The sequence below is a fragment of the Rathayibacter sp. VKM Ac-2835 genome (assembly GCF_013266705.1).
In the GTDB taxonomy this organism is placed as follows: Bacteria; Actinomycetota; Actinomycetes; order Actinomycetales; family Microbacteriaceae; genus Rathayibacter.
Map to the genome: position 1 here is coordinate 315083 of NZ_JABSNQ010000004.1, position 26115 is coordinate 341197.

Genomic DNA, 26115 nt, shown 5'->3' on the forward strand with positions numbered 1-26115 from the left:
TCGATCGGATCGACGCGGGTGTCTGTCGGGCCTGCGGGGCCTGTCGGGCCTGCAGGGTCTTTCGGGCGAGGCGGGGCGTCAGCCCTCGCCGATGGCGGCCTTGAGCTCGGCCTCGCGCTGGTGGTAGCCCTCGGAGACGGCGTCGCCGAGCTCCTTCGCCGTGCGGTTGAGGTCCTCGAAGAGCCGGGCGCCCGCCTCGGTGCGGGCCACCTGGTGCGCGACGGCGAAGCCGAGACCGATCCCGATGACGATCAGCACGATGTTCTTCACGGCGTTTCCTCCCACACAGCTTTGCGTTCCACACGGCGGTCGGCCCGAGGGCGCGACGACCCCCTCGATTGTAGGGCGCGAGCGGCGGCCTACTTCGAGGACGACCTGCGGGTGCGCCGAGAGCGGCGCGCGGCGCCGCGTCCGACCGCGGCACCCGCCTTGTCGGCCGTGCGGCCGGCGACGAGGACGGCGCGGACCCCGGCGGTGAAGCCGGCGAGCTTGATCAGCGGGCCGCCGATGGTCGCCGCTGTCAGGGCGACGAGCGCGTTCACGTTGCCGGTGACCTCGGCCACGTCCTTCGTGATGGTGTCGACTCGGGCGAGCTGCTGGTTGGCCTCGCGCAGCGTCGACGCCGACTCGTCGAGGATCGGGGTCAGGCCGTCGCTGGCCTGCTTGATCGCCTCGCTGGTGCTGTCGAAGACCCGTCCGAGCTTCCAGAGCGGGATCGCGGCGACGGCCACGAGGATCGCGAACACCCCCGCGGCGATGAGCCCTGCGATGTCTCCACCGGACACGATGACCTCCGTTTCGGCGCCGCCGGATGCGGCACCCCAGCCTACCGACGGCGCGCGGCGGCCCCGGTCCGGCCGGGTGCGGCACCGGCAGACCTCCGGCATCCGGAAGGACCCCCGGCACGTCGAGACACCCGGACCCTGCGAGCCGGAGCTCGGATCGCGGGCCGGACCGACGCGGCTGCACGGCGGCGGCTGCGCGCCGAGCAGGCCCGGGAACGAGGAAAGGCCCCGGCAGGAGCCGGGGCCTTTCCAACGGGGGTGCGCTGACTAGCGGGCCGCGTAGTACTCGACGACGAGCTGGACTTCGCAGGTCACGGGGACCTCGGCGCGCTTCGGGCGGCGCAGGAGCGTCGCCTGGAGCTTGTCGATCTCGACCTCGAGGTAGCCCGGGGTCTTGGGGAGGACGTCGACGTGTCCGCCGGCGGCCGCGACCTGGAACGGCTCGGTGCCCTCGGAGCGGGTCTTGACGTGGATGACCTGGCCCGGCTTCACGCGGAAGGAGGGGCGGTCCACCGTCTGGCCGTCCACCATGATGTGGCGGTGGGTGACGAACTGGCGGGCCTGCGCGGTGGTGCGGGCGAAGCCCGAGCGCAGCACGAGGGCGTCGAGACGCATCTCGAGGAGCTCGACCAGGTTCTCACCGGTCAGGCCCTGGGTGCGGCGCGCCTCCTGGAAGGCGATGCGCAGCTGCTTCTCGCGGATGCCGTACTGGGCTCGCAGACGCTGCTTCTCCCGCAGGCGGACGGCGTAGTCCGAGTCGGCCTTGCGCTTCGAGCGGCCGTGCTCACCGGGAGCGTAGGGACGCTTCTCGAGGTAGCGGGCGGCCTTCGGGGTCAGGGGGATGCCGAGGGCGCGCGAGAGGCGCGTCTTCGAACGGGTACGTGAGGTGGTCGACACTGTGGTCCTTCCAGGGTCTGAGAGGTTCGGTCGCAGTCCTCGTCCGCCGGCTCCGGGAGGAGGGCGGGCGCCGAGGTCGTGTCCCCCCGCGGGTGCGGGAGGCAGGGTGACCGCGGTGGCGGACTGCGCGATTCAGAGGGATGCGCTGCTCCGCTCGGCTACAGAGCGGTGGGCAACCTCGCAAGACTACCAGGCGCGGGCGCCGGCGTCACGCGCCGGTTCGAGGCCGCCGCCCGCGATCGTCAGCCTCGGCCGCGGATGATGCGGAGCAGCTTCGCCAGCCGGGCCGAGACGTCGCGCTCGTTGCCGTGCTCCGTCGGCGCGTAGTAGCGCGCGCCGCGCAGCTCGTCCGGCAGGTACTGCTGCTCGAGGACGCCGAGCTCGGCGTCGTGCGGGTAGCGGTAGCCCTTGCCGTGGCCGAGCCGCTTGGCGCCCGGGTAGTGCGCGTCGCGCAGGTGCGGCGGCACCCGGCCCGCCTTCCCCGCGCGGACATCGGCGATGGCCCTGTCGATGGCGGTGTAGGAGGCGTTCGACTTGGGGGCGGTGGCCAGGTGGACGACCGCCTGGGCGAGCGGGATCCGCCCCTCGGGCATGCCGATGAACTGCACGGCGTCGGCCGCCGCGATGGCGACGACGAGCGCCTGCGGGTCGGCCATCCCGATGTCCTCGGAGGCCGAGACGATGATCCGGCGGGCGATGAAGCGCGGGTCCTCCCCCGCCTCGATCATCCGGGCGAGGTAGTGCAGCGCGGCGTCGACGTCCGAGCCGCGGATCGACTTGATGAAGGCGCTGATCACGTCGTAGTGCTCGTCGCCGTTGCGGTCGTAGCGCAGCAGCGCGCGGTCGACGGCGCGGGCGACCACCTCGACGGTGATCAGCGGGAGCTCGGGCTCCTCCGCCTCGGCGGGCTCGGCGGGCTCCTCGTCGTCCTCGTCCTCGTCGTCCTCGTCCTCGACCGCCGACGCCCGCGCGACGCGGTCGGCCTCGCGCGCCTCCGACCGGGCGGAGGTGGCGGCGGCCTCGAGCGCGGTGAGCGCCCGGCGGGCGTCGCCGGAGGCGAGGCGGACGATGCTCGCCCGCGCCTCGTCGTCGAGCCGCACCGAGCCGCGCAGGCCGCGCTCGTCGTGCAGCGCCCGGTCGACGAGCAGCCCCAGATCGTCGTCGTCGAGCGTGTTCAGGGTGAGCAGCAGCGAGCGCGAGAGCAGGGGCGCGATCACCGAGAAAGACGGGTTCTCGGTCGTCGCCGCGATCAGGATGACCCAGCCGTTCTCGACACCCGGCAGCAGCGCGTCCTGCTGCGCCTTCGTGAAGCGGTGGATCTCGTCGAGGAAGAGGACGGTCGAGGTGCCGTAGAGGTCGCGGGTGGAGAGCGCCTCCTCCATCACCTGCCGCACGTCCTTGACGCCGGCCGTCACGGCCGAGAGCTCGACGAAGCGGCGGCCGCTGGAGTGCGCGACCGCCTGCGCGAGCGTCGTCTTCCCGGTGCCGGGAGGGCCCCAGAGGATCACCGAGACCGCGCCGCGCTCGCCAGTGGTGTCGGCCGCGAGGGCCACGAGCGGCGAGCCCGGGGTGAGCAGGTGCCGCTGCCCGGCGACCTCCTCCAGGCTGCGAGGACGCATGCGCACGGCGAGCGGGGTCGCCCCGGAGCGGAGTCCGGCCTGCTGCATCGTCATCGCACCAGCGTAACGACGGCCTCCGACAGTCGCCCCGGCGCCCACCCGGCTCCCGGCGCCGCCGTGTCCGGCGAGGGTGCGGCGATTCTCGTAGGCTCGACGCGCTCCGCGCTCGCGCGGAGCCGCGCCGGACGCAGGCGCGACGCACGACGGCGGAGGAACACGTGGCCCAGGGCAGGACGAACGATCGCGAGGCGCGCACACGACTGAGGGCCTACCAGGCACGGCAGAGCCTGCACCGCACGCGTGCGAAGCGCCGGGTCCGCGACAACGTCGTCGCGGCCGTCGCGGGCGTGATCGTCATCGCCCTCGCCGTCGTCGCACAGCTCCTCTACTTCTCCGGCGGCCCCGGCACCCCCGTCGCCGAGCCGACGTCCTCCGAGAGCGCCACGCCCTCCCCCACGCCCGCGGCGACCGGCCAGAACACCGGCGACGTCCCCTCCGCGGACATCGCCGAGGGCCGCGACTGGAACGGCACGATGTCGATCGACAGCGACGAGCTGGGCATCACGCTCGCCGGCGCCGCCGCCCCGCAGGCCGTCTCCTCCTTCCTCTCCTTGGCGCAGTCCGGCTTCTACGACGGCGTCTCCTGCCACCGCCTCACCACCGAGGGCCTCTACGTGCTCCAGTGCGGCGACCCGAACGGCGACGGCACCGGCGGCCCCGGCTACAGCTACGGCCCGGTCGAGAACGCCCCCGCCGACGGCGTCTACCCCGCGGGCACCATCGCGATGGCCCGCCAGGGCGGCAACGGCTACAGCCAGGGCAGCCAGTTCTTCGTCGTCTACCAGGACACCCAGCTCCCCGAGGACGCCGCGGGCGGCTACACCGCGGTCGGCCGGGTCACCTCGGGCCTCGACGCGCTGATCGCCGATGTCGTCGCCAAGGGCACGGCGGACGGCTCCAGCGACGGCGCCCCCGCCGAGCCGGTCGCGATCGGCGGGATCTCGCTGCAGTAGCCGTCGACGACGGGCCGCCTCCGCACGCCGGTGGCGACCCGCGGGACCGCGCACGACCGGCGGCGCGGGGAGTGCAATAGGCTTGTCGTCACTGCCCGTTCGCGGCTGAGCGCGGTCGTCGGCCTCCGGCTGTCGAGCACCGAGGCCGAGGGGCGGGACGACAGCGAAAGGCGGCACCCGATGCTGACTCCAGATGGCGACATCGACACCGTGTCCACCCCCGACACCGTGTCCCCCGACGACAGCCCGTCCTCCGAGACGACGGCCGTCCCCGAGAGCAGCGGCGCCCCCGAGGGCGCCGACGCCCCGGCCGAGACGGACGCTCCCGAGAGCGGAGGGGACTCCCCCGAGGCGGCGACGTCCGACTCCGAGACGAGCGCGGCGGTCATGCCCGACGACGCGACGGCATCGGACGAGGCGCCGACCCCGGACGGGGCTGCGACCTCCGACGAGACGGCCACCTCCGACGAGACGGCCACCTCCGAGGACGCGACGACCTCCGAGGAGGTCGCGGCTCCCGAGGCCGCGGCGCCCCCCGTCGTGCCGACCGCTCCCCGTCCGCAGGCCGGCGACCGCCGCCCCTGGGGCCGCGTCGGCGACGACGGCACGGTCTACGTCCGGGTCGGCGACGAGGAGCGCGAGGTCGGCCAGTACCCCGACGCGACTCCCGAGGAGGCCCTCGCCTACTACGAGCGCAAGTACACCGAGCTCGCCGGGCAGGTCTCCCTGCTCGAGCAGCGGGCCAAGCGCGGCGCTCCGGCCAACGACGTCTCGCGCGGGGTCCAGACGCTCACCGCGGCCATCTCGCAGGCGCACGCCGTCGGCGACCTCGCCGCCCTGCAGACCCGCGTCAGCGCGCTCAGCGGTTCCGTCGAGGACCTGACCGAGCAGCAGGCCGCCGAGACGAAGGCCGCCCTCAGCGACGCCATCGCGCACCGCGAGGCGATCGTCGCCGAGGCCGAGGCGCTCGCCGCCGTCGACCCGGCGAAGACGCAGTGGAAGCAGGCCAGCGCCGCGATCGACGACCTCTTCGCCCGCTGGCAGAGCCACCAGCAGCAGGGTCCGCGCCTGCCCAAGAACGACGCGAACGAGCTGTGGCGCCGCTTCCGCGGGGCCCGCACGACGATCGAGCAGAACCGCAAGGCGTTCTTCGCCGACCTCGACTCGGCGCACCGCGAGGCCAAGTCGGCCAAGCAGGCGCTGATCGACCAGGCCGAGGCGCTGGTCTCCCGCGGCGCCGACGCGATCCCGGAGTACCGGGCGCTCCTCGAGCGCTGGCGGGTCGCCGGTCGCGCGGGCAAGCGGTTCGACGACGCCCTCTGGGCGCGCTTCAAGGCCGCCGGCGACGCGATCTACGGTGCGAAGGCCGAGGTCGTCGCGCAGGAGAGCGTCGAGTACACCGAGAACCTCGACCTCAAGCTGGCCCTCCTCGAGGAGGCGGAGCCGCTGCTGCAGGAGCCGGACCGCGAGAAGGCCAAACGCGTGCTGCTCTCCGTCCAGGAGCGCTGGGACGCGATCGGCCGTGTGCCGCGCGAGCAGGTGCGCACCGTCGAGGACCGCCTCCGCAAGGTCGAGGCGCACGTGCGCAAGCTCGACGAGGAGCACTGGAACCGCAGCAACCCCGAGCGCAAGGCCCGCTCCGAAGGTCTCGCCTCGCAGCTGACCGCCGCGATCCAGAAGCTGCAGGACGAGCTCGACGAGGCGAAGGCCCGCGGCGACCGCGCGGCCATCGCCCAGGCCCAGGAGGCGCTCGACGCCCGCAAGGTCTGGCTGGACGCCCTGGGCTGATCCCGCGGAGCGGATCCCTCCACAGATCCGCTCGGAGCTCCCCCGAGGGGAGGTGCGTCGTCCACCATGGGCGGATGACGCGCCTCCCCTCCGTTCTGCTCCCAGGACACCTGCCGCTCGCCGAGCTGTGCGCCGCGCGGCTCGACGGCGAGGTGGTCGCGCTCGACGAGGGCTTCCTCCTCGCCGACCTGCCGCTCGGACCGCCGGAGCGGGGGGCGGCGCTGCTCGCGGTGCTGCCGAAGGGGACGGTCGCCGATCGCACGTCCGCCGCCTGGGTGCACGGCGCCGTGACAGACGCACCGCGGGTGCACAGCGCCTCCATCGACCGGCGGAACCGCCTGCACCCGCCGATGCTGGCGCGGGTGCGCTTCCACGAGGTGCGCCTCACCGACGAGGACGTCGTCGTGCTCGGCGGCTGCCCGGTGACGACGCCGGAGCGGACGCTGATCGACCTCGCGCGCACCCGGGACGCCGCCGGCGACGGACTCCTGCGCGCCCTGGCCGCCGTGACCGCCACTCCGCTCGCCCGCGTGCTCGAGCGCCTGGAGACCGGCGCACCGGTCGCCGGCCGCAGGATCGCCCTCGAGCGGCTGCGGAGCGCCCTGCGCTGAGGCCGGCACCGGCGCCGGGACTGCGCCCGGCACCGGCGCCGGGACTGCGCCCGGCACCGGCGATCAGGCCGCGGTCAGCCGGCGTTGACCCGGTACACGTCGTACACCGCGTCGATCCGGCGCACGGCGTTGAGCACGCGGTCGAGGTGCGTCGTGTCGCCCATCTCGAAGACGAAGCGGCTGATCGCCAGTCGGTCGCTCGAGGTCGACACGGTGGCCGACAGGATGTTGACGTGGTGCTCCGAGAGCACCCGCGTGACGTCGCTCAGCAGACCCGATCGGTCCAGCGCCTCCACCTGGATCTGCACCAGGAAGATGCTCTTGGAGGACGGCGCCCACTCGACGTCGACGATCCGCTCGGGCTCCTTGAGCAGCTCCTGCACGTTGTGGCAGTTCGCCTGGTGCACCGAGACGCCGGCGCCGCGGGTGACGAAGCCGACGATCTGGTCGCCCGGCACCGGGGTGCAGCACTTCGCGAGCTTCACCAGGATGTCCGGCGCACCCTTGACCAGGACCCCGGACTCGCTGCTGCGGCTGCGCGGGCGCGGGGAGCGCGGCAGCGTCACCTCGTGCTCGTCCGACTCCGGGTCGCCCTGGATCGTCGCGACGACCTTCTCGAGCACCGACTGGGTCGACACGTGCCCCTCGCCGACGGCCGCGTAGAGCGCCTCGACGTCGTTGTAGCGCAGCTGGCTGGCCACCTCGGTGAAGGTGTCCTGGCTCATCAGCTTCTGCAGCGGCAGGTTCTGCTTGCGCATGGCCCGCGCGATGGAGTCCTTGCCCTGCTCGATCGCCTCGTCGCGGCGCTCCTTGGTGAACCACTGGCGGATCTTGTTGCGGGCCCGCGGGCTCTGCACGAAGTTGAGCCAGTCCTGGCTCGGGCCGGAGTCGGGGTTCTTCGAGGTGAAGACCTCGACGACGTCGCCGGTGGTCAGCGAGGACTCGAGTGGCACGAGGCGCCCGTTGACCTTCGCGCCCATCGTGCGATGGCCGACCTCGGTGTGCACGGCGTAGGCGAAGTCGACCGGGGTCGCACCCGTCGGCAGGCCGATGACGCGCCCCTTGGGCGTGAAGACGTAGACCTCCTTCGCGCCGATCTCGAAGCGGAGGGAGTCGAGGAACTCGTTCGGGTCGGTCGTCTCGGACTGCCAGTCGGAGAGGTGCGCGAGCCAGGCGAGGTCGGTGTCGTTCGAGCCGGAGGCGACCTTGCCCGTCGCCATCTGCTCCTTGTACTTCCAGTGCGCCGCGATGCCGAACTCCGCGTGCTGGTGCATCTCGTTGGTGCGGATCTGGATCTCGACCGCGCGGCCCTTCGGCCCGATCACGGTCGTGTGCAGCGACTGGTAGAGGTTGAACTTCGGCGTCGCGATGTAGTCCTTGAAGCGGCCGGGCATCGGACTCCAGCGCGCGTGGATCGAGCCCAGCACGGCGTAGCAGTCGCGCACGGAGTTCACGAGCACGCGGATGCCGACCAGGTCGTAGATCTCGTCGAAGTCGCGGCCGCGGACCACCATCTTCTGGTAGATCGAGTAGTACTGCTTCGGCCGGCCGACGACGCGGCCGCGGATCTTGCCCGCCCGCAGGTCCTCGCCGATCAGGTCGATGATGCTCTGGACGAACTCCTCGCGCTGCGGGGTCCGCACCTTCACGAGGCTCTCGATCTCGTTGTAGATCTTCGGGTAGAGCACCGCGAAGGACAGGTCCTCGAGCTCCCACTTGATCGCCTGGATGCCGAGTCGGTTCGCCAGCGGCGCGTAGATCTCGAGAGTCTCGGTCGCCTTGCGGGCCGCGGACTCGGCGGGCACGAAGCCCCAGGTGCGCGCGTTGTGCAGACGATCGGCCAGCTTGATGATCAGCACGCGGATGTCCTTGGACATCGCGACGATCATCTTGCGGACCGTCTCCGCCTGCGCGCTGTCGCCGTACTTGACCTTGTCGAGCTTGGTGACGCCGTCGACGAGCATGGCGACCTCGTCGCCGAAGTCGGCGCGGAGCTCGTCGAGCTTGTAGTCGGTGTCCTCGACGGTGTCGTGCAGGAGGGCCGCGGCGATGGTCTTCGAGCCGATGCCGAGATCGGCGAGGATCTGCGCGACGGCCAGCGGGTGCGTGATGTACGGCTCGCCGCTGCGGCGCTTCTGATTCGCGTGCGCCCGCTCGGCGACGGAGTAGGCCCGCTCGATCAGCGCGATGTCGCTCTTGGGATGGTGCGTGCGCACCGTCCGCACCAGGGTGTCGACGGCGCCGGAGGGCTGCGCGCGCGAGAAGATCCGCGGGACCAGCCGGCGCAGGGCGGCGGTCGAGGACGTGGTCGTGGTGTCGCTCACGCGGAGATCTCCATCGCCTTATTATCGCCCGTCGCGCGGGCACCCGTGACCGGTCCGCCGGGAGCGGACAGGCCCGCGCTCAGTCGATGCGGCCGGGCCGCCCCGCGTCGTCCACGACGTCCCCGCCCGCGGCGGCCCACGCGGTCATCCCCGCGTCGATGTTCGCCGTCTCGTAGCCGGCGCCGTCGAGCGCCCGGACGACCATGGCCGAGCGGACGCCGGAGTGGCAGACGACGAGGATCGCCGCATCGCGCGGGAGCTCCTCCTGCCGCTCGCCGATGCTGCCCATCGGGATGTGGTGCGCCGCGGGCGCGTGCCCGAGCGCCCACTCGTGCGGCTCGCGGACGTCGAGCAGCCAGACCTCGTCGCGCGCGACGAGTCCGATCGCGTCCTCAGCGCTGACCTGCGCGTAGTCGGCCACGATCAGCCCTGCACGGCCGGGGCCGCGGCGCGCTCGCGCGCGGAGACGACCCGCTTGTCGTGCTTGCCGATCTCGGCCTCACCGCTGCGCAGCTGGGCGTAGAGCGGGGCCGCGACGAAGATCGTCGAGTAGGTGCCGACGATGATGCCGATCAGCAGCGCGAGCGAGATGTCGCGCAGCGTGCCGGCGCCGAGGACGAAGGCGCCGATCACGAGGATCGCCGCGACCGGCAGGGCGGCGACGATCGAGGTGTTGATCGAGCGCACCAGCGTCTGGTTCTCGGCGAGGTTGACCGTCTCGGAGAACGTCTTCGTCGTGCTGCCGAGCGCCTCCGCGGTGTTCTCGCGGATCTTGTCGAACACCACGACCGTGTCGTAGAGCGAGTAGCCGAGGATCGTCAGCAGTCCGATCACCGCCGCCGGCGACACCTCGGTCCCGGTGATCCCGTAGACGCCGGCCACGATCACGAGGTCGTGCAGCAGCGCGACGATCGCGGCGAGCGACATCTTCCAGGTGCGGAAGTAGGCCCACATCGCCAGGGCCGCCAGGATCACGAAGATGATCAGGCCGCGAACGGCCTGCTGCGTGACGTCCGAGCCCCAGGCGGCGCCGATGAAGGACGACGCGACCTGCTCCGTCGGGACGGAGTAGGCCTCGGACAGCGCGTTGCGGACCTGCGTCGACTCGTCGGTCGAGAGCTGGCTGGTCTGGACGCGGATCGAGTCGTCGCCGACGATCGAGACGCGCGGAACGGCCTCGGGCGAGACCGAGGTGACGGCGTCGGTCGCGGCGGTCTGGTCGAGGTTCTGCGGTGACGTGACCGTGAACTCCGAGCCGCCGGTGAACTCGATGCTGAAGTTGAAGCCGCCGCGGGCCGCCGTGCTCAGCACGGTGAGCAGGATGATCGCGATCGAGATGAGGTACCAGGTGCGCCGGCGGCCGACGAAGTCGACCGAGCGCTTGCCGGTGTAGAGGTCGTTTCCGAACTGCGAGAAGCTGGCCATCACGCGTCCTTCCCGTTCGAGTCGTTCGAGGAGCTGCGCGCGGCGGCCGCCTCGGCGGCCTTGCGCTCGGCGATGGTCTGGCGGCGGGCCGCCTCGCGCGCGGCGGAGGAGCCCTTGCCCGTGGCGCCCTTGCCCGCGACGACCGCGTCCTGCGGCCGGAACGCGGCGCGGCCGCGGTAGACCGCGCCGAGTGCACGCGGATCCAGTCCGGAGGCCTTGTGGCCCTCGGAGAAGAACTTGGTCGTCGCCAGCAGCTGCAGCATCGGGTGGGTGAAGAGGATCACCACCACGAGGTCGATCAGCGTCGTGATGCCGAGCGTGAGCGCGAAGCCGCGGACGCTGCCGACCGCGAGGGCGAAGAGGACGACGGCAGCGAGCAGGTTCACCATGTCCGAGGCGAAGATCGTGCGCAGCGCGCGCCGCCAGCCGGCCTCGACCGAGGACTCGAGCCCGCGGCCGTCGCGCAGCTCGTCGCGGATGCGCTCGAAGTAGACGATGAACGAGTCGGCCGTGATGCCGATGGCCACGATCAGACCCGCGACCCCCGCGAGCGAGAGGCGCAGTCCCTCCCGCCAGGAGAGCAGCGTCACGACGAGATAGGTGACGATCGCCGCCACCATCAGCGAGGCGATGGTCACCGCGCCGAGCACGCGGTACTGCGCGACCGAGTAGACGACGACGAGGATGAGGCCGATCAGACCCGCGAGCAGGCCGCTCGCGAGCTGGGTGGAGCCGAGCGTCGCGGAGATGCTGTCCGAGCTCTGCACCTGGAAGCCGATCGGCAGCGCGCCGTACTTCAGCTGATCGGCGAGGGTCTTCGACGACTCCTGGGTGAAGGAGCCGGAGATCTGCGCGTTGCCGTCGGTGATCGCGGCGTTCGTGGACGGCGCCGAGATGACGCGGCCGTCGAGGACGATCGCGAACTGGTTCTGCGCGCCCTGCAGGCCGACGAGACGGGAGGTGACGTCGCCGAAGGCCTGGGTGCCCTGGTCGTCGAAGGAGAGGTTGACGGCCCAGGTGCCGGTGCTGGCGCCGGAGGACGTCGTCATCAGGCCGTTCGAGGCGTCGGAGATGTCCTCGCCGGTGATCTCGACCGGGCCGAGGATGTACTTCACGGTGTTCGTGTCGTCGCAGGTGATCAGAGGCTGATCGAGCGGCGCGAGGTTCGGGTCCTGGTCGTTCAGGAACGCGCAGTCGAACGACGTGTACTGCGCCTCGAGCGCCGGCGTGACGTAGGCGAGGTCGCTGGCGCTGGTCGGCGCGGCCGTCGGCTCGGTGGCGAGCGAGGGGTCGACCGGGGTCGGCGTGGGCGACGAGGTGGACTCGCCGCCGACCGAGCTGTTCGTCGCCTGGCTGGCCACGAGGACGGGGCGGAAGTCGAGCTTCGCCGAGGCCTCGATGCGCTGCAGCGTCTCGTCGTCGGGGGTGCCCGGGATGGAGACGACGATGTTGCTCGAGCCCTGGGTCGTGATCTCGGCCTCGGAGACGCCCGAGGCGTCGATCCGCTGGCGGATGATCGAGACGGCCTGCGTCAGCTGCTCGGAGGAGACGGTGTCGCCGTCCGTGAGCTGGGGCTGCAGCACGATCTGGGTGCCGCCCTCGAGGTCGAGCGCGAGCTTCGGCGTCCAGGAGCCGCCTCCGAAGACGACGGCGGCGGCGTTGAGGCCGACGAGCGCGAGGATCAGGACGCCGAGCCAGCTCAGCGAGCGCCTGGCCTTCCGGACGGGGGTTGATGCGGCCACCCAGGGCTCACCTTCTTCTTCGGTCGGCGCCGGCTCTCCGGCCGACGCTGGCTCTGCGGTCGACGTCGATCCTCGCGCAGGCGCCGACCCCGAGGGTGGCGCCGGTCGTCCGATCGACGGTCTTCGTTCCGGGGCGCACCCCGGACGTGGAAGGGCGGGCGGGATGCCGATGCACCCTGCCCGCCCTGGAGACTACTGCGCGTCGGGCCTGCGGTCGCGCTCGACCGGGTCGACCAGCGGGTCGGACGTGTGCGCGGCGTCGCGCTCGCCGAACGCGGGCGACTCGACGGCCGCCACGGTCTCGGTCCCGTCCTCGTCGGCGACGACCACGTTCTCGGCCGGGTCGATGAGGCGGGCGATCGCCTGGCGGTGGATCGTCAGGAGCGTGCCGGGGGTCGACTCGATGACGATCTTGTTCTCGTCGTCGTCGATCGAGACGACGGTGCCGAACAGTCCGGAGCCGGTCATCAGCTCGACGCCGGGGACGAGCCCGGTCTTCATCTTCTCCGCGTCGCGCTGCCGCTTCTTGTTGTTGCGGAACATGAAGATGATCATCACGGCGAGAAGCAGGACGAGCAGGATGATCGTCGGATCCATGGGTGAGCCTTCCGGAGTTGAGGGTGACCCGCCGCGGGCACGAGTGCTGTGTGCACAAGGGGTGGCGCTGGCGGATCGAGCGGCCCGTCGGGCCTTGAAGATTATAGGTCATCTCCGAACAGGGGCCGCTGGGAGGCCGCGGCCGCACCCCCGCGCGGATCCACGCCGAAATGCCGGTAGGCGGCCGGCGTCGCGACGCGCCCTCGCGGCGTGCGGGTGAGCAGCCCGATCCGGACGAGGAACGGCTCGACGACCGCCTCGACCGTCTCCGCCTCCTCGCCGACCGAGACCGCGAGCGTGTTGAGGCCGACCGGCCCGCCGTCGAAGCGGGTGAGGACGATGTCCATCACGGCGCGGTCGAGGCGGTCGAGGCCGAGCTCGTCCACGTCGTAGAGATCGAGCGCCGCGCGCACGGCGGTCACGTCGGCGCGGCCTCCGTGCACGAGCGCGAAGTCGCGGACCCGGCGCAGCAGGCGGTTCGCGATCCGCGGGGTGCCCCGGCAGCGGCCGGCGATCTCGGCGACCGCCTCGCCGTCGATGTCGAGGTCGAGCAGGCGAGCGGCGCGGGTGAGCACCTGGCGCAGCTCGTCCTCGGCGTAGAACTCGAGGTGGGCGGTGAAGCCGAAGCGGTCGCGCAGCGGATTCGGCAGGAGACCCGAGCGGGTCGTCGCTCCGACGAGGGTGAACGGCGCGAGATCCAGGGGGACGGAGGTCGCGCCGGCGCCCTTGCCGACCATGATGTCGATCCGGAAGTCCTCCATCGCGAGGTAGAGCATCTCCTCCGCGGAGCGCGCCATCCGGTGGATCTCGTCGATGAAGAGGATCTCGCCCGGCAGCAGCGAGGAGAGGACGGCCGCGAGGTCGCCGGCGTGCTGGATCGCGGGGCCGCTGGACATCCGCAGTGGCGAGGAGCTCTCCTCCGCGACGATCATCGCCAGGGTGGTCTTGCCCAGACCGGGCGGGCCTGCCAGCAGGATGTGGTCGGGGGTGCGGCCCTGCATCGCCGCCGCCTTGAGCAGCAGCTCGAGCTGACCGCGGACCTTGCGCTGGCCGACGAACTCGCCCAGGTTCTTCGGGCGCAGCGCCCCCTCGAAGGCGATCTCGGCCTCGGAGGCGACCTCCGGGCCCATCACGTCGTCGCCGCTCACGAGCGGGCCGCCGGACCGAGTCGGGCCAGCGCGAGCCGGAGCAGCGACTGCACGCTCGCCGCGTCGGACGCCTGGGCGTCGAGCAGGATCTCGTCGACGACCTCGGCGGCGACCCGCTCGGGCCAGCCGAGGCCGACGAGCGCCGACAGGACGCTCTGCGCGGCCGTCGCGCCCGGACCGGAGCCGCGGGCGGCGCGCGGGCGGACGGCGAGCTTGCCCGCGAGCGACAGGATGATGAGCTTCGCGGTCTTGGGACCGATGCCGGAGACCTTGCGGAAGACGGCGTCGTCCTCGTCGGCGACGGCCTGCGCGATGCGCTCGGGCTCGACCGCGCCGAGGACGCCGAGCGCGGACTTGGGGCCGACACCGGTGACGCCGATCAGGAGCTCGAAGATCTCGAGCTGCTCCTCGTCGGGGAAGCCGTAGAGGGTCAGCGAGTCCTCGCGCACGATCAGCGTCGTGGTCAGCACGGTCTCGTCGCCGACCCGCAGCTCGAGGGCGTGCTGCGGCGTGACGTTGACCGCGTAGCCGACGCCGTGGACGTCGACGACGGCGAGGCTCCCGCGGGCGGAGAGGACGGTGCCGCGGAGGGAGGAGATCACCGCGTCAGTCTAGAGGCTCGAACAGGCGTTCGAGTGGAGGCCTCCGCGGCGCGCCAGGCGCGCTGCGCCGCGGTCTCCCCCTCGGCGGCGGCGGGGCCCGCGGCCATCGGTCCGCGCCAGGCGTGGCAGACGGCGAGGGCGAGGGCGTCGGCCGCGTCGGCCGGCTTCGGCGGGGCGTCGAGCCGGAGGATCCGCTGGATCATCGTGGTGACCTGGCGCTTGTCGGCCGCTCCGTAGCCGGTGACCGCGGCCTTCACCTCGCTGGGCGTGTGCATGCCGACGACGAGGTCGCGGCGGGCGGCGGCCACCAGGGCGACGCCGCTGATCTGGGCGATGCCCATCACGGTGCTCACGTTGTTCTGGGCGAAGACGCGCTCGATCGCGACGGCGTCGGGCCGGTGCTCGTCGAGCAGCGCCTCGATCCCGTCGCCGAGGGCGAGCAGCCGGCGCTCGAGCGGCGCGTCGGGAGGGGTGCGCAGGACGCTGACGTGCACGAGCGTCGCCCGGCGGTCGCGGCCGACGTCGACGATGCCCACGCCGCACCGGGTGAGCCCCGGGTCGATCCCGAGGACGCGCATCAGCGCGCCCGCCGGGGACGAGCCGGGGTCACCGGGTCACTCCTCGTCGTTCTCGAGCTCGGCCCGGACCTCGGGAGTGATGTCGAGGTTCGTGTAGACGTTCTGCACGTCGTCCGAGTCCTCGAGGGCGTCGATCAGGCGGAAGACCTTGCGCGCCGTCTCGGCGTCGGCCTCGACCTGCAGCGAGGCGACGAACTCGACGTCGGCGGCGTCGTAGTCGATGCCGGCCTCCTGCAGCGCCGTGCGCGCCGGGACCAGCTCGGCGGCCTCGGTGCGGACCTCGAAGGACTCGCCGTGGTCGATGACGTCGTCGACGCCGAAGTCGAGGACCGCGCCGAGCACGTCGTCCTCGGTGACGCCGCCGCCGTGCGGGACGGTGATGACGCCCTTGCGCGCGAAGTTGTAGGCGACGCTGCCCGGGTCGGCCATGGTGCCGCCGTTGCGGGTCATCGCGGTGCGGACGTCCGCGGCGGCGCGGTTCTTGTTGTCGGTGAGGCACTCGACGAGCAGCGCGATGCCGTTCGGGCCGTACGCCTCGTACATGATCGTCGTGTAGTCGATGACCTCGCCGGTGAGGCCCGCACCGCGCTTGATCGCGCGGTCGATGTTGTCGTTCGGGACCGAGGTCTTCTTCGCCTTCTGCACGGCGTCGACGAGCGTCGGGTTGCCGGACATGTCGGCGCCGCCGATCTTGGCGGCCACCTCGATGTTCTTGATCAGCTTGGCGAAGGACTTCGCGCGACGCGAGTCCTTGATCGCCTTCTGGTGCTTGGTCGTGGCCCACTTGGAATGCCCGGACACGGTGCTCCCTCGGAAATCTCGATTCGTGCGACTCCCGCGGGCGCCGCTGATGGCTGGTCCAGTGTAATCGAGCGCCGGACGGGGCGGCCCGAGCCGCGCCCGCGTCGGGCGAGGCGCCCGGGCGCGGCCGCTCCGGCACGGATCCGGCCACCGTGGGCAGCCGCCGCCAGGAATGCCCGGAGAGGCGGGGACCGCCTCGATGATGGGCGCGGAGCGGAGCACGCACACGCGCCCTCCCTCCCTCCCGATCAGGACGACGAGAACGAGGACGCACGATGACGATGGAGAAGCACGACCGAGACGACCGCGGCCACGGCCCCGCACCGGCGCCGGACCTCCTCCGCCGATCGGCCCTGGCCGTCGCGTGGTCGACCCCGGTGATCGCCGCCGCCGTCGCGGCCCCGGGAGCGGCGGCGTCGACCTCCGTCGACGGGACCTTCGTCGGGGTCCAGGTGCTCGCGCCGCCCGACGCCGTCGGCCGCTTCGACGTCGTCCTCTTCCTGAACGCCAGGGCGCGCGTCGGGTCGCCGGTGGTGCTGCGGCGGCAGGCCCGGTTCACCATCACCACCGACCAGGACGTCGCGCGGTGGTCCGAGTGGGTCGTGCCGGACGGTCCTCGGGCCAGCCACATCGTGGTCCCTCCCGGAACGTACCCGAGCACGGCCTCCTACACGATCAACGGGGTGAGCACGGTCGTCGCCGACGCCGGCGTCCGCTCCTACGTCTCGTACCTCCAGGAGGATCCCCCCGGCCGTCATCGGGTGAGGGCGGCCGTCGAGAGGGGCCCGGTCTACCCGGGTCTCTACCCGTCGGCGGTCGGCCGCTACGGAGCGCGGTTCGGCGAGGCCACCGTCGAGACCTGACGAGCCGCTCCGGCCACCGCGGAGGCCCCGTCGTCCGCGACAGGGCTGTCGGCGGACGGTCGGAGTCGCCACCGAGACCGTGCTCCTCGGCGGATCCTGCCAGGCGGCACCGTCGCCGCCAGGAATTCCCGTCTTCCGGCCTCGGGTCGGAAGGGTGATGCGGGCGCAGGAACGCTCTGCGCCACCCCCGCTGTTCGAACGAGGACGAGGACACCCCATGACGCAGGACTTCCACCACGACGACGATCTCCGCTCGGCTCGGTCCCCGGGAATCGCGCGCCGCACCGCGCTCGCGGCCGCCTGGTCGACCCCGGTGATCGCCGCCGCCGTCGCCGCACCCGGCGCCTCCGCCTCCCCCGCACCGGTCGGCGTCGGCACCTTCGTCGGCGTCAGGTTCCAGGGGATCCTCCCCCGCGGCTTCCAGACCAGGGTCTACGTGAACGGGGACCGGACCGCCGCCGGGCAGATCGTGCTCGCGGAGGACGTCGAGGTCCGGATCACGGTCGAGCACGACGTCGAGTCCTGGGGGACCGGAGTCGTCCCCGAGGGACCCGGAATCGGGCGCTACCTGATTCCCGCCGGCTCCTTCCCGGCCAACTACAGCTACGCCCTCGGCTCCGGACGTGCTTGGGTCTCGCTGCCGAGCAGTTCCCCGACCACTCGCCTCACCGACAGCCCGAAGGGCACCTTCTCCGCGACCATCGCGATCGTGCGAGGACCGGTCTGGCCGGGCCCCGACCCCTCGGTCACGCTCGGATGGGGTCTGCCGTCCGCCACCCGCACCATCGACGTCTGACCGGAGCACCTCGCGGGATCCGTACAGGTGGCGCGGCAGGGACGTGACGGGGCCTCCACCTCCTCTGTCGCAGCCGGGAGGTTCGCCTGCGCCCACGGCGATCGACCGTCGCCGTGCGCGGCGGCGGATCGAGCCAGGTGGCACTTCGCCTGCCAGAGATTCATCACTCGCCTCCCTGCGCAGGCAGAGTAGCCGCGGCGCAGCGGCTCCCGCTGCAGTCCGGTCGACGCCAACGAGAACGAGGACCCACGATGACAGAAGACCAGCAGCGCCCGCAGCGCGACCGTCCCCGCCCGTCCGACTCGCCGGGAATCGCTCGCCGGACCGCGGTCGCCGCCGCGTGGACGGCCCCGGTGATCGCCGCCGCGGTCGCGGCCCCCGGCGCCTCGGCGTCTCCCGCTCCCGTGACGGCCTCGACCTTCGTCGGGGTGACGGTCACCTCGTTGAGGGTCGGCACCTTCGGCGTCACGGGCTTCATCAACATGATCGGGACCCCCGGGTCGGTCGTCCAGCTGGCGGAGGAGACCTGGATGGACATCACGACGGACCACGACGTCTCGCGCTGGGACGGCCGACTCGTCGTGATCGGTCCCCGGGCCGCCCGCCTGATCATCCCTGTCGGTCCCTACCCCGTGGCCCGGACGTACATGATCCGCGGCCAGACCGTCTCGCTCGCGTTCGCCGGCGCCACGTACACCTCCTCCCTCACTGCCGAGCCGAAAGGACGATTCATCGCGACGGCCACCGTCACCCGCGGTCCCGTCTACGTGGGGCCCGACCCGAGCGCCGCGAGCCAGTTCGGAGCGACGACCTCGACGGCGAGGGTGCCGAACTGAGACGACGCGCGCACCCGTCGTGTCGCAGCCGAGACGGGTACGACGACGTCCTGGAGTTCGAGTCGAGCGCGGGGCGCCACCCGCCGACCGCTCGACGGGAGGCGTCCCGAGCCAGTCGGCACAGTTCCCGCCGGCGATGTCCACGTCCCGCCCCGCAGTCGACTCGCCGTGGACACCGGAGACGTCCTCTCAGCGATACCCGCGCGCCGGCGATCTCCGTCCGTCCGACCCCGCCGGAGTGGTGCGCTACTTGAGCAGTCGGGAGAGGACGCGGTCGGCCAGCGGCTTCCCGCCGGTCTGGCAGGTCGGGCAGTACTGCAGCGTCGAGTCGGAGTAGATCACCTGGCGGATCGTGTCACCGCAGACCGGGCAGGCCTCGCCGGTGCGGCCGTGCACGCGCATCCCGAGCTTCTTCTCGCGCTTGAGATCGGCCGCGTGCAGCCCCTCGGCCCGCCCCAGAGCCTCCTCGAGGGTGTAGCGGAGCGCCGAGTACAGGCGGTCCAGCTCGTCGGGCGCGAGCGAGGCCGGCTTGAACGGCGACATCTTCGCGACGTGCAGGATCTCGTCGGAGTAGGCGTTGCCGACCCCCGCGATGCGGGACTGGTCGCGCAGGACCCCCTTGAGCTGGGCGCGACCGGCGGTCGCCAGGATCGCGCCGAGGATGTCACGGGTGAACTCCGGGTCGAGCGGATCCGGCCCGAGCCGCTCGACGCCGGGCACGTCCCGCGGGTCCGTCACGATCGAGATCGCCAGGCTCTTCTTCGTGCCGGCCTCGGTGATGTCGAAGCCGGAGCCGTCGTCGAGCATCAGACGCGCGGCGAGCGGGCCGCGGCCCGGCTTCACCGGCGCGGTCGGCCGCTCGGGGCGCCAGCGCACCCAGCCCGCGCGGGCCAGGTGCAGCAGCACGTGCACGTCGCCGACGGCGAGATCGAGGAACTTCCCGTGCCGGCTCACCCCGTGCACCGTCTCCCCCGCGAGAGACGACGGCGGGATCGCGACGGTCTTGAGCGCGGAGATCGCGAAGACGTCCAGGCGCTCGAGCACGCGGCCGCCGAGGCGCTCGTCGAGATCGCGCGCGAGCGCGTGCACTTCGGGGAGTTCGGGCATGCCCCTACTGTGCCGCGCCGAAGCGGGTGGCCGCGACCTTCCGCAGGAAGAGCTCGTGGAAGCGGTAGTCGCCGGTGATCTCGGGGTGGAACGCGGTGCCGAGCAGGGAGCCCTGCTCGACGGCGACGACCCGGCCGTCCGCCAGGGTGGCGAGGGCGCGCGCCCGCTCCCCCAGCTCCTCCACGACGGGGGCGCGGATGAAGACCGCGTGCATCGGCGGGTCGCCGATGCCGTCGATGTCGAGGTCGGTCTCGAAGGAGTCGAGCTGGTTGCCGAACGCGTTCCGGCGGACGGTCACGTCCAGGCCGCCGAAGCTGCTCTGGCCGTCGATGCGGTCGAGCACGCGGTCGGCCAGCATGATCAGCCCGGCGCAGGTGCCGTAGACGGGCAGCCCCGCGGCGATCGCGTCCCTCACCGGCTCGGCGAGGTCGAACAGGCGCGAGAGCTTGTCCATCACCGTGGACTCGCCGCCGGGGATCACGAGCCCCGCGACGGAGGCGAGCTCGGACGCGCGGCGCACGAGGACGACCTCGGCGCCGAGCTCGCGCAGCACGTGCGCGTGCTCGCGGAAGTCGCCCTGCAGGGCGAGGACGCCGACGCGGAGACCCTCCAGGGACTCCCGCGTCTCGCCCTCGCCTGCGACCGGCGCGCTCTCGCTACCAGCCACGCTCGGAGAGGCGGTGCGGCGCGGGCACGTCGGCGACGTTGATGCCGACCATCGCCTCGCCGAGACCGCGGGACGCCTCCGCGACGACCTTGGCGTCGTCGAAGAACGTCGTCGCCTTGACGATCGCGGCGGCGCGCTTCGCGGGCTCGCCCGACTTGAAGACGCCGGACCCGACGAACACGCCGTCGGCGCCGAGCTGCATCATCAGCGCGGCGTCGGCCGGGGTCGCGACGCCGCCGGCGGTGAAGAGCACGACCGGGAGCTTGCCGGTCTGCGCGATCTCGGCGACCAGCTCGTAGGGCGCCTGCAGCTCCTTGGCGGCGACGTAGAGCTCGTCCTTGGTCAGCGACTTCAGGCGGTTGACCTCGGAGGAGATCGTGCGGATGTGCTTGGTGGCCTCGGAGACGTCGCCGGTGCCGGCCTCGCCCTTCGAGCGGATCATCGCGGCGCCCTCGGTGATGCGGCGCAGGGCCTCGCCGAGGTTGGTCGCGCCGCAGACGAAGGGGACGGTGAAGTTCCACTTGTCGATGTGGTTCACGTAGTCGGCGGGCGAGAGGACCTCGGACTCGTCGATGTAGTCGACGCCGAGCTCCTGCAGGATCTGCGCCTCGACGAAGTGGCCGATGCGCGCCTTCGCCATCACGGGGATGGAGACGGCCGCGACGATCCCGTCGATCAGGTCGGGGTCGCTCATCCGCGCGACGCCGCCCTGCGAGCGGATGTCGGCGGGGACGCGCTCGAGCGCCATCACGGCGACGGCTCCGGCGTCCTCGGCGATGCGGGCCTGCTCCGCGTTGACGACGTCCATGATGACGCCGCCCTTGAGCATCTCGGCGAGCCCGCGCTTGACGCGGCTCGAGCCGAACTGCTCCGAGGCGGAGGAGGACGTGGGGGTGGTGTCGGTCATGTTCGCGAGTCCTGTTCTGTGCGGCGTCTTCCGCCGACGGCAGCGTCCAGTCTACGAGACGGGGCTGCTCGACATCGGCGCTGGACAAGCCGGGCGGGGCGGGTCTCGAGACGCCCCTGCGGGGCTACTCGACCAGCACGGTGCGCGGCCGCAGGGCTGCCGGCGAGGGCGGCCGCGGCGCGGCTGCTCGGCAGGCGCGGGGCGCGGCGGCGGGCTAGGGGCGCGGCCAGGCCGCGGCGATGCTCGTGCGGACGTCGCCGAGCAGCTGCGGCAGGGCCTTGGTGCGGGCGATGATGGGGAAGAAGTTGGCGTCCGTGGCCCAGCGCGGCACCACGTGCTGGTGCAGGTGGGCGGCGATGCCGGCGCCCGCGACGGCGCCCTGGTTCATCCCGAGGTTGAAGCCGTCGTTGTTCGAGACCTCGCGGATGACCCGCATGGCGGTCTGGGTGAGCGCGCCGATCTCGGCCACTTCCTCCGGAGTGGCCTCGTCGTACAGCGGGATGTGCCGGTACGGGCAGACCAGCAGGTGGCCCGAGTTGTACGGGAAGAGGTTCAGCAGGACGAAGGCGTGCTCGCCGCGCGCGACGATCAGCGCCTCCTCGTCGCTCAGCGTCGGCGCGACGCAGAACGGGCAGTCGTCGTCGCCGGGCTGGCCCTTCTGGATGTAGACCATCCGGTGCGGGGTCCACAGGCGCTGGAACTCGTCGGGCACGCCGGCGAGGTGCGCCGAGGACTCCGCGCCCTCGGGGACGGCGCCGTCGATCGGGTCGCCCATCCCTAGACCTGCGCCTTGGTCGCGATCGCCTCGCGGATCCGGGCGACGGCGTCGGCGACGGGGATGCCGTTCTCCTGGGTGCCGTCGCGGAAGCGGAAGCTGACCGCTCCGGCGTCGCGGTCCTTCTCGCCGACGATCAGCTGGAACGGGACCTTCTGCAGCGTCGCGTTGCGGATCTTCTTCTGCATCCGGTCGCTGGAGTAGTCGATCTCGGCGCGGACGCCGGCCTTCTTCAGCTGACCGACGACGTCCTCGAGGTAGGGCAGGTACTCGTCGGCGATCGGGATGCCGACCACCTGCACCGGCGAGAGCCAGACCGGGAAGGCACCGGCGTAGTGCTCGGTGAGGATCGCGAAGAAGCGCTCGATCGAGCCGAAGAGGGCCCGGTGGATCATCAGCGGGCGCTTCTTCGAGCCGTCGGACGCGGTGTACTCGAGCTCGAAGCGCTCGGGCTGGTTGAAGTCGAGCTGGATCGTCGACATCTGCCAGGTGCGGCCGATGGCGTCGCGGGCCTGGACCGAGATCTTCGGACCGTAGAACGCCGCTCCGCCCGGGTCGGGGACCAGCTCGAGGCCGGACTCGACGGCGACGGCGCGCAGCGACTCGATCGCCGACTCCCACTGCTCGGGGTCGCCGACGAACTTCGGGTTGCCCTCCTCGTTGGTGGAGAGCTCGAGGTAGAAGTCGTCGAGGCCGTAGTCGCGCAGCACCTGGAGCACGAACTCGAGGTTGCGGGTCAGCTCCGCCGACACGTCCTCCTGCGTCACGTAGATGTGCGCGTCGTCCTGGGTCAGTCCGCGGACGCGGGTGAGGCCCTGCAGGGTGCCGCTCTTCTCGTAGCGGTAGACCGTGCCGAACTCGGCCAGGCGCAGCGGCAGCTCGCGGTAGCTGCGCCCGCGCGAGCGGAAGATCAGGTTGTGGAAGGGGCAGTTCATGGGCTTGAGGTAGTAGTCCTGGCCCTGGCGGGTGACGGTGCCGTCCTCGTCCTGCAGCTCGTCGAGGTGCATCGGCGGGAACATGCCCTCCGCGTACCACTGCAGGTGGCCGCTGGTCATGAAGAGGTCGCCCTTGGTGATGTGCGGCGTGTAGACGAGCTCGTAGTCGTGCGCGAGCAGCTGCTCGCGCATGTACTGCTCGATCTCGTAGCGGATGATGCCGCCCTTGGGGTGGAAGACCGCGAGGCCGGAGCCGATCTCGTCCGGGAACGAGAAGAGGTCGAGCTCGTGGCCGAGCTTGCGGTGGTCGCGGCGGGCGGCCTCCTCGAGGCGGGCCTGGTGGGCGCGCAGCTCGTCCTTGGTCGGCCAGGCGGTGCCGTAGACGCGCTGCAGCTGCGGGTTCTTCTCCGAGCCGCGCCAGTAGGCCGCGGCGTTGCGGGTCAGCGCGTAGCCGTTGCCGATCATCCGGGTGTTGGGGAGGTGCGGACCGCGGCAGAGGTCCTTCCAGACCGTCTCGCCGGTGCGCGGGTCGACGTTGTCGTAGATGGTCAGCTCCGGGCCGCCGACCTCGACCGACTCGCCGTCGGCGCCCGCGCCCTTGAGGCCGATCAGCTCGAGCTTGTACGGCTCGGCCGCGAGCTCGGCGCGCGCCTCGTCCTCGGTGACGACGCGGCGGACGAAGCGCTGGCCCTGGCGGACGATGCGGTCCATCGCCTTCTCGAGCGCCTTCATCGCCTCCGGGGTGAAGGGCTCGGTCACGTCGAAGTCGTAGTAGAAGCCGTCGGTGACGGGCGGGCCGATGCCGAGCTTCGCGTCGGGGTTGCTCTGCTGGACGGCCTGCGCGAGCACGTGCGCCGCCGAGTGGCGGAGGATGCTCAGGCCGTCGGGCGAGGAGATCAGGACCGGCTCGATGCTGTCGCCGGGGACGACGTCGGCGGCCAGGTCCTTGAGCTCGCCGTTGACGCGGATCGCCACGACCGCTCGATCGCTGAAGTGCGTGAAGCCCGTGCCGGCCTCGGCGACGACGGTGGCGCCGGCGGCGGGACCGGACGATTCGGGGACGTTCGACGATTCGTTCGACACGCGCGGGTGCTCCTCTGGGGCTGGGACGACCCCTCGACTTTAGCCGTCGGCGCGACCGTCTCGGCGCGGCGACGCGGCCCGGGAGGTGACCTCCCGGACCGCGCGGGGACCCCGGCGCTCCGTCTCGATTCCTGGCGATCGGGGGCGCCGGTGCTCCCGTGACGCCGAGGCGCGACCCGATCGCGCACTCGACACCGCAACGATTCTAGGAGGGCCTTCGAGGGAGCTGAGCAGCGGGTCGAGGATCTCACCGGTGCAGCGACACCCTTACTGGGGCCACGCACCGGGTTGCTTCTCCCGCTATGTTCGGCTGAGAACCACCCGACCACCGGGACCGGCGACCGCACGAACCCTGTCGTGCACCGCCGCCCCGACGCGAAGCGCAGCCTCGATCGCCCTGCTCATCCTGGGAGCACGACGATCACAGCGGTGCCGACGTGGCGACGATGCAGTGCGGCCCCGAAACCGCGCTCGCCTCCGAGCCCGCCCTGCAGTACCCCCTTCCCCTGTAAACCCGAAATGCAGGTTGATCCCTTTGTATGCACCACTGGTGCGCGCTCTTTCCGGCGCGCCCTCACGGCTCCATCCCTCCTCGATCCGCTGTCGCCGCCCCCCGGCGACCCGGCATACGAGCGGTGGTGAGAGCAGGAGACGCTGGTGACCGCCGTCTCCGCCGCGGCCCGGTCCCTCCAGCGTGATCCGCGCGCCCTCGTCCTCGTCCCGGCCCCGCCGGCCGAGGCCTCGAGCTGGCGACGCCGCTTCTCGCGCAGGGTCCTGGCCGCGGACGTCCTCGTCGTGCTCGGTGCCGTCGCGCTCGCCGCAGGCCTGCGCTCGGCCACCGAGTCGCGACCCGCCGACCTCGTCGTCGCCGCCGTGCTGGCCGCGCTCTGGGTCTGCTCCGTCCTGCTCGCCCAGCGGCGCCTCGCGCACCGCATCGGAGCGGGAGCGGACGAGTTCCGCCGCCTGCTGTCGGCGACGGTCGCGACCTTCGGGCTCGCCTCGGTCGCCTCCGTCCTCACCCACGTCGATCTGCCCAGGGTGCTGGTGCTGATCGCCCTCCCCGTCGGACTCGGCGGGATGCTGGCGGCGCACGCCCTCAGCCGCGGGCACCTCGCCCGGGAGCGCCGCGCCGGTCGCGCCCTCTCGCGGGTGATCGTCGTCGGCGGCGTCCCCGACGTGACGCACATCGTCACGCAGATCGACCGCCGGCGCGGACGCGTCGAGTACGACGTCGTGGGCGTCGCGCTCTCGACCGACGGCTCCGAGCGGGGCAGCGCCGATCCGCGGCGCTCGATCACCGTCCGCGGACGCTCGATCCCGGTCGTCGGGGCGATCGACGCGATCGCCCAGGCGGTCGTCGAGCAGCGCGCCGACGCGGTCGTCGTCGCCGGGCAAGTGGACGGCGGCGACGCCTACCTCCGCCGGCTCTGCTGGGCACTCGAGCCCTTCGCGGTCGAGCTGGTGCTCGCACCGGGGCTCAGCAGCGTCGCCGGCCCGCGGATCCACTGGCGACCGGTGGACGGGCTCCCGCTGATGCGGGTCGAGCCGCCGCGCTACTCCGGACCGCGCCACGCGCTCAAGCGGGTGCTCGACGTGACGGTCTCCGCTCTCGCGCTCGTGGCGCTCTCGCCGCTCCTCGCCGTGCTCGCGGTGATGATCCGGCGCGACAGCACCGGGCCCGCGCTGTTCCGGCAGCAGCGGGTCGGCCGCGCCGGGCAGCTGTTCACCATGCTGAAGTTCCGCTCGATGAGCATCGATGCGGAATCGCGGCTGGCGGAGCTCAGCGCGGCGAACGAGGGCTCCGGACTGCTGTTCAAGCTGCGCGACGACCCGCGGGTGACACCGCTCGGCCGCGTGCTGCGGCGGTACTCGCTGGACGAGCTGCCGCAGTTCTGGAACGTGCTGCGCGGCAGCATGAGCCTGGTCGGGCCGCGCCCGCCGCTGCTGAGCGAGGTGGAGCGCTACGACGACGTCGTGAACCGCCGCCTCTACATCAAGCCCGGCATCACCGGGCTCTGGCAGACCGGCGGCCGCTCCGAGCTCGACTGGGAGGACGGGATCCGCCTCGACCTCTACTACGTCGAGAACTGGTCGCTGGCCGGCGACCTGCTCATCCTCTGGCGGACGCTGCGCGTGATGCTGCGCCCGGTCGGCGCGTACTGACGCACCGCCGCTCCCCTCCTCCCTCTCTCCCCCCTTCCGGCGCTCTCCACGCC

General features: G+C 72.2%; 25 protein-coding genes. 7 read left to right on the forward strand and 18 right to left on the reverse strand.

Translation table 11 applies throughout. The features are described 5' to 3' along the window. Positions 1-78: 78 nt before the first annotated feature. From HRK28_RS17945 to HRK28_RS17960, 4 genes are all read right to left on the reverse strand, one after another. On the reverse strand, positions 79-270 hold the full coding sequence (locus HRK28_RS17945; protein WP_123446208.1) for a hypothetical protein: 192 nt from the start codon (positions 268-270) through the stop codon (positions 79-81). 89 nt (positions 271-359) lie between these two features. Next, the gene (locus tag HRK28_RS17950) at positions 360-785 is read right to left on the reverse strand and encodes a DUF948 domain-containing protein (RefSeq protein WP_173252585.1); all 426 of its coding nucleotides are present in this window, start codon (positions 783-785) and stop codon (positions 360-362) included. Positions 786-1052: 267 nt separating this feature from the next. After that, a complete protein-coding gene (rpsD, locus tag HRK28_RS17955; protein WP_123446206.1) occupies positions 1053-1682 on the reverse strand; it encodes a 30S ribosomal protein S4 in 630 nt (209 codons plus the stop codon). 242 nt (positions 1683-1924) lie between these two features. Next, positions 1925-3355 (reverse strand): replication-associated recombination protein A, encoded by a 1431-nt coding sequence (locus HRK28_RS17960; protein ID WP_173252586.1) that lies wholly within the window; start codon positions 3353-3355, stop codon positions 1925-1927. A gap of 164 nt (positions 3356-3519) precedes the next feature. On the opposite strand from HRK28_RS17960, the gene HRK28_RS17965 reads away from it, so the two are divergent. The 3 genes from HRK28_RS17965 to HRK28_RS17975 all read left to right on the forward strand — a co-directional run bounded on the left by HRK28_RS17965 (position 3520) and on the right by HRK28_RS17975 (position 6713). Then, positions 3520-4314 (forward strand): peptidylprolyl isomerase, encoded by a 795-nt coding sequence (locus HRK28_RS17965; protein WP_173252587.1) that lies wholly within the window; start codon positions 3520-3522, stop codon positions 4312-4314. A gap of 180 nt (positions 4315-4494) precedes the next feature. Continuing rightward, positions 4495-6102, forward strand: coding sequence for a DUF349 domain-containing protein (locus tag HRK28_RS17970; protein WP_367948468.1), 1608 nt, complete (start codon positions 4495-4497; stop codon positions 6100-6102). Positions 6103-6176: 74 nt separating this feature from the next. After that, a complete protein-coding gene (locus HRK28_RS17975; RefSeq protein ID WP_160089876.1) occupies positions 6177-6713 on the forward strand; it encodes a type IV toxin-antitoxin system AbiEi family antitoxin in 537 nt (178 codons plus the stop codon). 74 nt (positions 6714-6787) lie between these two features. Here the strand turns inward: HRK28_RS17975 and HRK28_RS17980 are convergent, their stop codons facing one another. The 9 genes from HRK28_RS17980 to HRK28_RS18020 all read right to left on the reverse strand — a co-directional run bounded on the left by HRK28_RS17980 (position 6788) and on the right by HRK28_RS18020 (position 15930). Next, on the reverse strand, positions 6788-9037 hold the full coding sequence (locus HRK28_RS17980) for a bifunctional (p)ppGpp synthetase/guanosine-3',5'-bis(diphosphate) 3'-pyrophosphohydrolase (RefSeq protein WP_123446201.1): 2250 nt from the start codon (positions 9035-9037) through the stop codon (positions 6788-6790). Between the two features lie 79 nt (positions 9038-9116). After that, positions 9117-9458, reverse strand: a complete 342-nt coding sequence (locus HRK28_RS17985) for a rhodanese-like domain-containing protein (protein WP_367948469.1) — start codon at positions 9456-9458, stop codon at positions 9117-9119. Positions 9459-9460: 2 nt separating this feature from the next. Further along, positions 9461-10462, reverse strand: coding sequence for a protein translocase subunit SecF (gene secF, locus HRK28_RS17990; RefSeq protein WP_173252588.1), 1002 nt, complete (start codon positions 10460-10462; stop codon positions 9461-9463). Continuing rightward, positions 10462-12204, reverse strand: a complete 1743-nt coding sequence (gene secD, locus HRK28_RS17995) for a protein translocase subunit SecD (protein ID WP_160089880.1) — start codon at positions 12202-12204, stop codon at positions 10462-10464. Before secD ends, secF begins: the two co-directional genes overlap by 1 nt. A 192-nt stretch (positions 12205-12396) precedes the next feature. Then, a complete protein-coding gene (gene yajC, locus HRK28_RS18000) occupies positions 12397-12801 on the reverse strand; it encodes a preprotein translocase subunit YajC (protein WP_173252589.1) in 405 nt (134 codons plus the stop codon). A gap of 101 nt (positions 12802-12902) precedes the next feature. Further along, on the reverse strand, positions 12903-13931 hold the full coding sequence (gene ruvB / locus HRK28_RS18005; RefSeq protein ID WP_173252693.1) for a Holliday junction branch migration DNA helicase RuvB: 1029 nt from the start codon (positions 13929-13931) through the stop codon (positions 12903-12905). A 14-nt stretch (positions 13932-13945) separates the two neighbouring features. Continuing rightward, positions 13946-14551 (reverse strand): Holliday junction branch migration protein RuvA, encoded by a 606-nt coding sequence (gene ruvA / locus HRK28_RS18010; RefSeq protein WP_123704431.1) that lies wholly within the window; start codon positions 14549-14551, stop codon positions 13946-13948. Then, positions 14548-15129, reverse strand: a complete 582-nt coding sequence (ruvC, locus tag HRK28_RS18015) for a crossover junction endodeoxyribonuclease RuvC (RefSeq protein ID WP_160089884.1) — start codon at positions 15127-15129, stop codon at positions 14548-14550. The genes ruvA and ruvC overlap by 4 nt, the downstream gene beginning before the upstream one ends. 36 nt (positions 15130-15165) lie before the next feature. Continuing rightward, a complete protein-coding gene (locus HRK28_RS18020; protein WP_160089886.1) occupies positions 15166-15930 on the reverse strand; it encodes a YebC/PmpR family DNA-binding transcriptional regulator in 765 nt (254 codons plus the stop codon). A 275-nt stretch (positions 15931-16205) separates the two neighbouring features. On the opposite strand from HRK28_RS18020, the gene HRK28_RS18025 reads away from it, so the two are divergent. The 3 genes from HRK28_RS18025 to HRK28_RS18035 all read left to right on the forward strand — a co-directional run bounded on the left by HRK28_RS18025 (position 16206) and on the right by HRK28_RS18035 (position 18425). Further along, on the forward strand, positions 16206-16793 hold the full coding sequence (locus HRK28_RS18025; protein WP_160089888.1) for a hypothetical protein: 588 nt from the start codon (positions 16206-16208) through the stop codon (positions 16791-16793). 217 nt (positions 16794-17010) lie between these two features. Next, positions 17011-17589: a hypothetical protein gene (locus tag HRK28_RS18030; RefSeq protein WP_173252590.1), complete on the forward strand. Its 579-nt coding sequence runs from the start codon at positions 17011-17013 to the stop codon at positions 17587-17589. Positions 17590-17840: 251 nt separating this feature from the next. Next, positions 17841-18425 carry a hypothetical protein gene (locus HRK28_RS18035; RefSeq protein WP_160089892.1) on the forward strand — a complete coding sequence of 195 codons (585 nt, stop codon included), beginning with the start codon at positions 17841-17843 and terminating at the stop codon, positions 18423-18425. Positions 18426-18671: 246 nt separating this feature from the next. Here HRK28_RS18035 and HRK28_RS18040 read toward each other — a convergent pair whose 3' ends face one another. The 5 genes from HRK28_RS18040 to thrS form a co-directional block, all read right to left on the reverse strand. Continuing rightward, the gene (locus HRK28_RS18040) at positions 18672-19532 is read right to left on the reverse strand and encodes an Fpg/Nei family DNA glycosylase (RefSeq protein ID WP_173252591.1); all 861 of its coding nucleotides are present in this window, start codon (positions 19530-19532) and stop codon (positions 18672-18674) included. A gap of 4 nt (positions 19533-19536) precedes the next feature. Beyond that, complete coding sequence (gene pdxT, locus HRK28_RS18045; protein WP_173252694.1) at positions 19537-20145, reverse strand: pyridoxal 5'-phosphate synthase glutaminase subunit PdxT; 609 nt, start codon at positions 20143-20145, stop codon at positions 19537-19539. A 43-nt stretch (positions 20146-20188) separates the two neighbouring features. Then, entirely contained in the window at positions 20189-21106 is a 918-nt protein-coding gene (gene pdxS / locus HRK28_RS18050; RefSeq protein ID WP_160089896.1) for a pyridoxal 5'-phosphate synthase lyase subunit PdxS, read from the reverse strand. Positions 21107-21320: 214 nt separating this feature from the next. Continuing rightward, positions 21321-21881: an HIT domain-containing protein gene (locus HRK28_RS18055; protein ID WP_160089898.1), complete on the reverse strand. Its 561-nt coding sequence runs from the start codon at positions 21879-21881 to the stop codon at positions 21321-21323. 2 nt (positions 21882-21883) lie between these two features. Beyond that, positions 21884-23791 (reverse strand): threonine--tRNA ligase, encoded by a 1908-nt coding sequence (thrS, locus tag HRK28_RS18060; RefSeq protein ID WP_367948481.1) that lies wholly within the window; start codon positions 23789-23791, stop codon positions 21884-21886. Between the two features lie 765 nt (positions 23792-24556). Here thrS and HRK28_RS18065 point away from each other — a divergent pair. After that, complete coding sequence (locus HRK28_RS18065) at positions 24557-26062, forward strand: sugar transferase (protein WP_160089910.1); 1506 nt, start codon at positions 24557-24559, stop codon at positions 26060-26062. Positions 26063-26115: the final 53 nt, after the last annotated feature.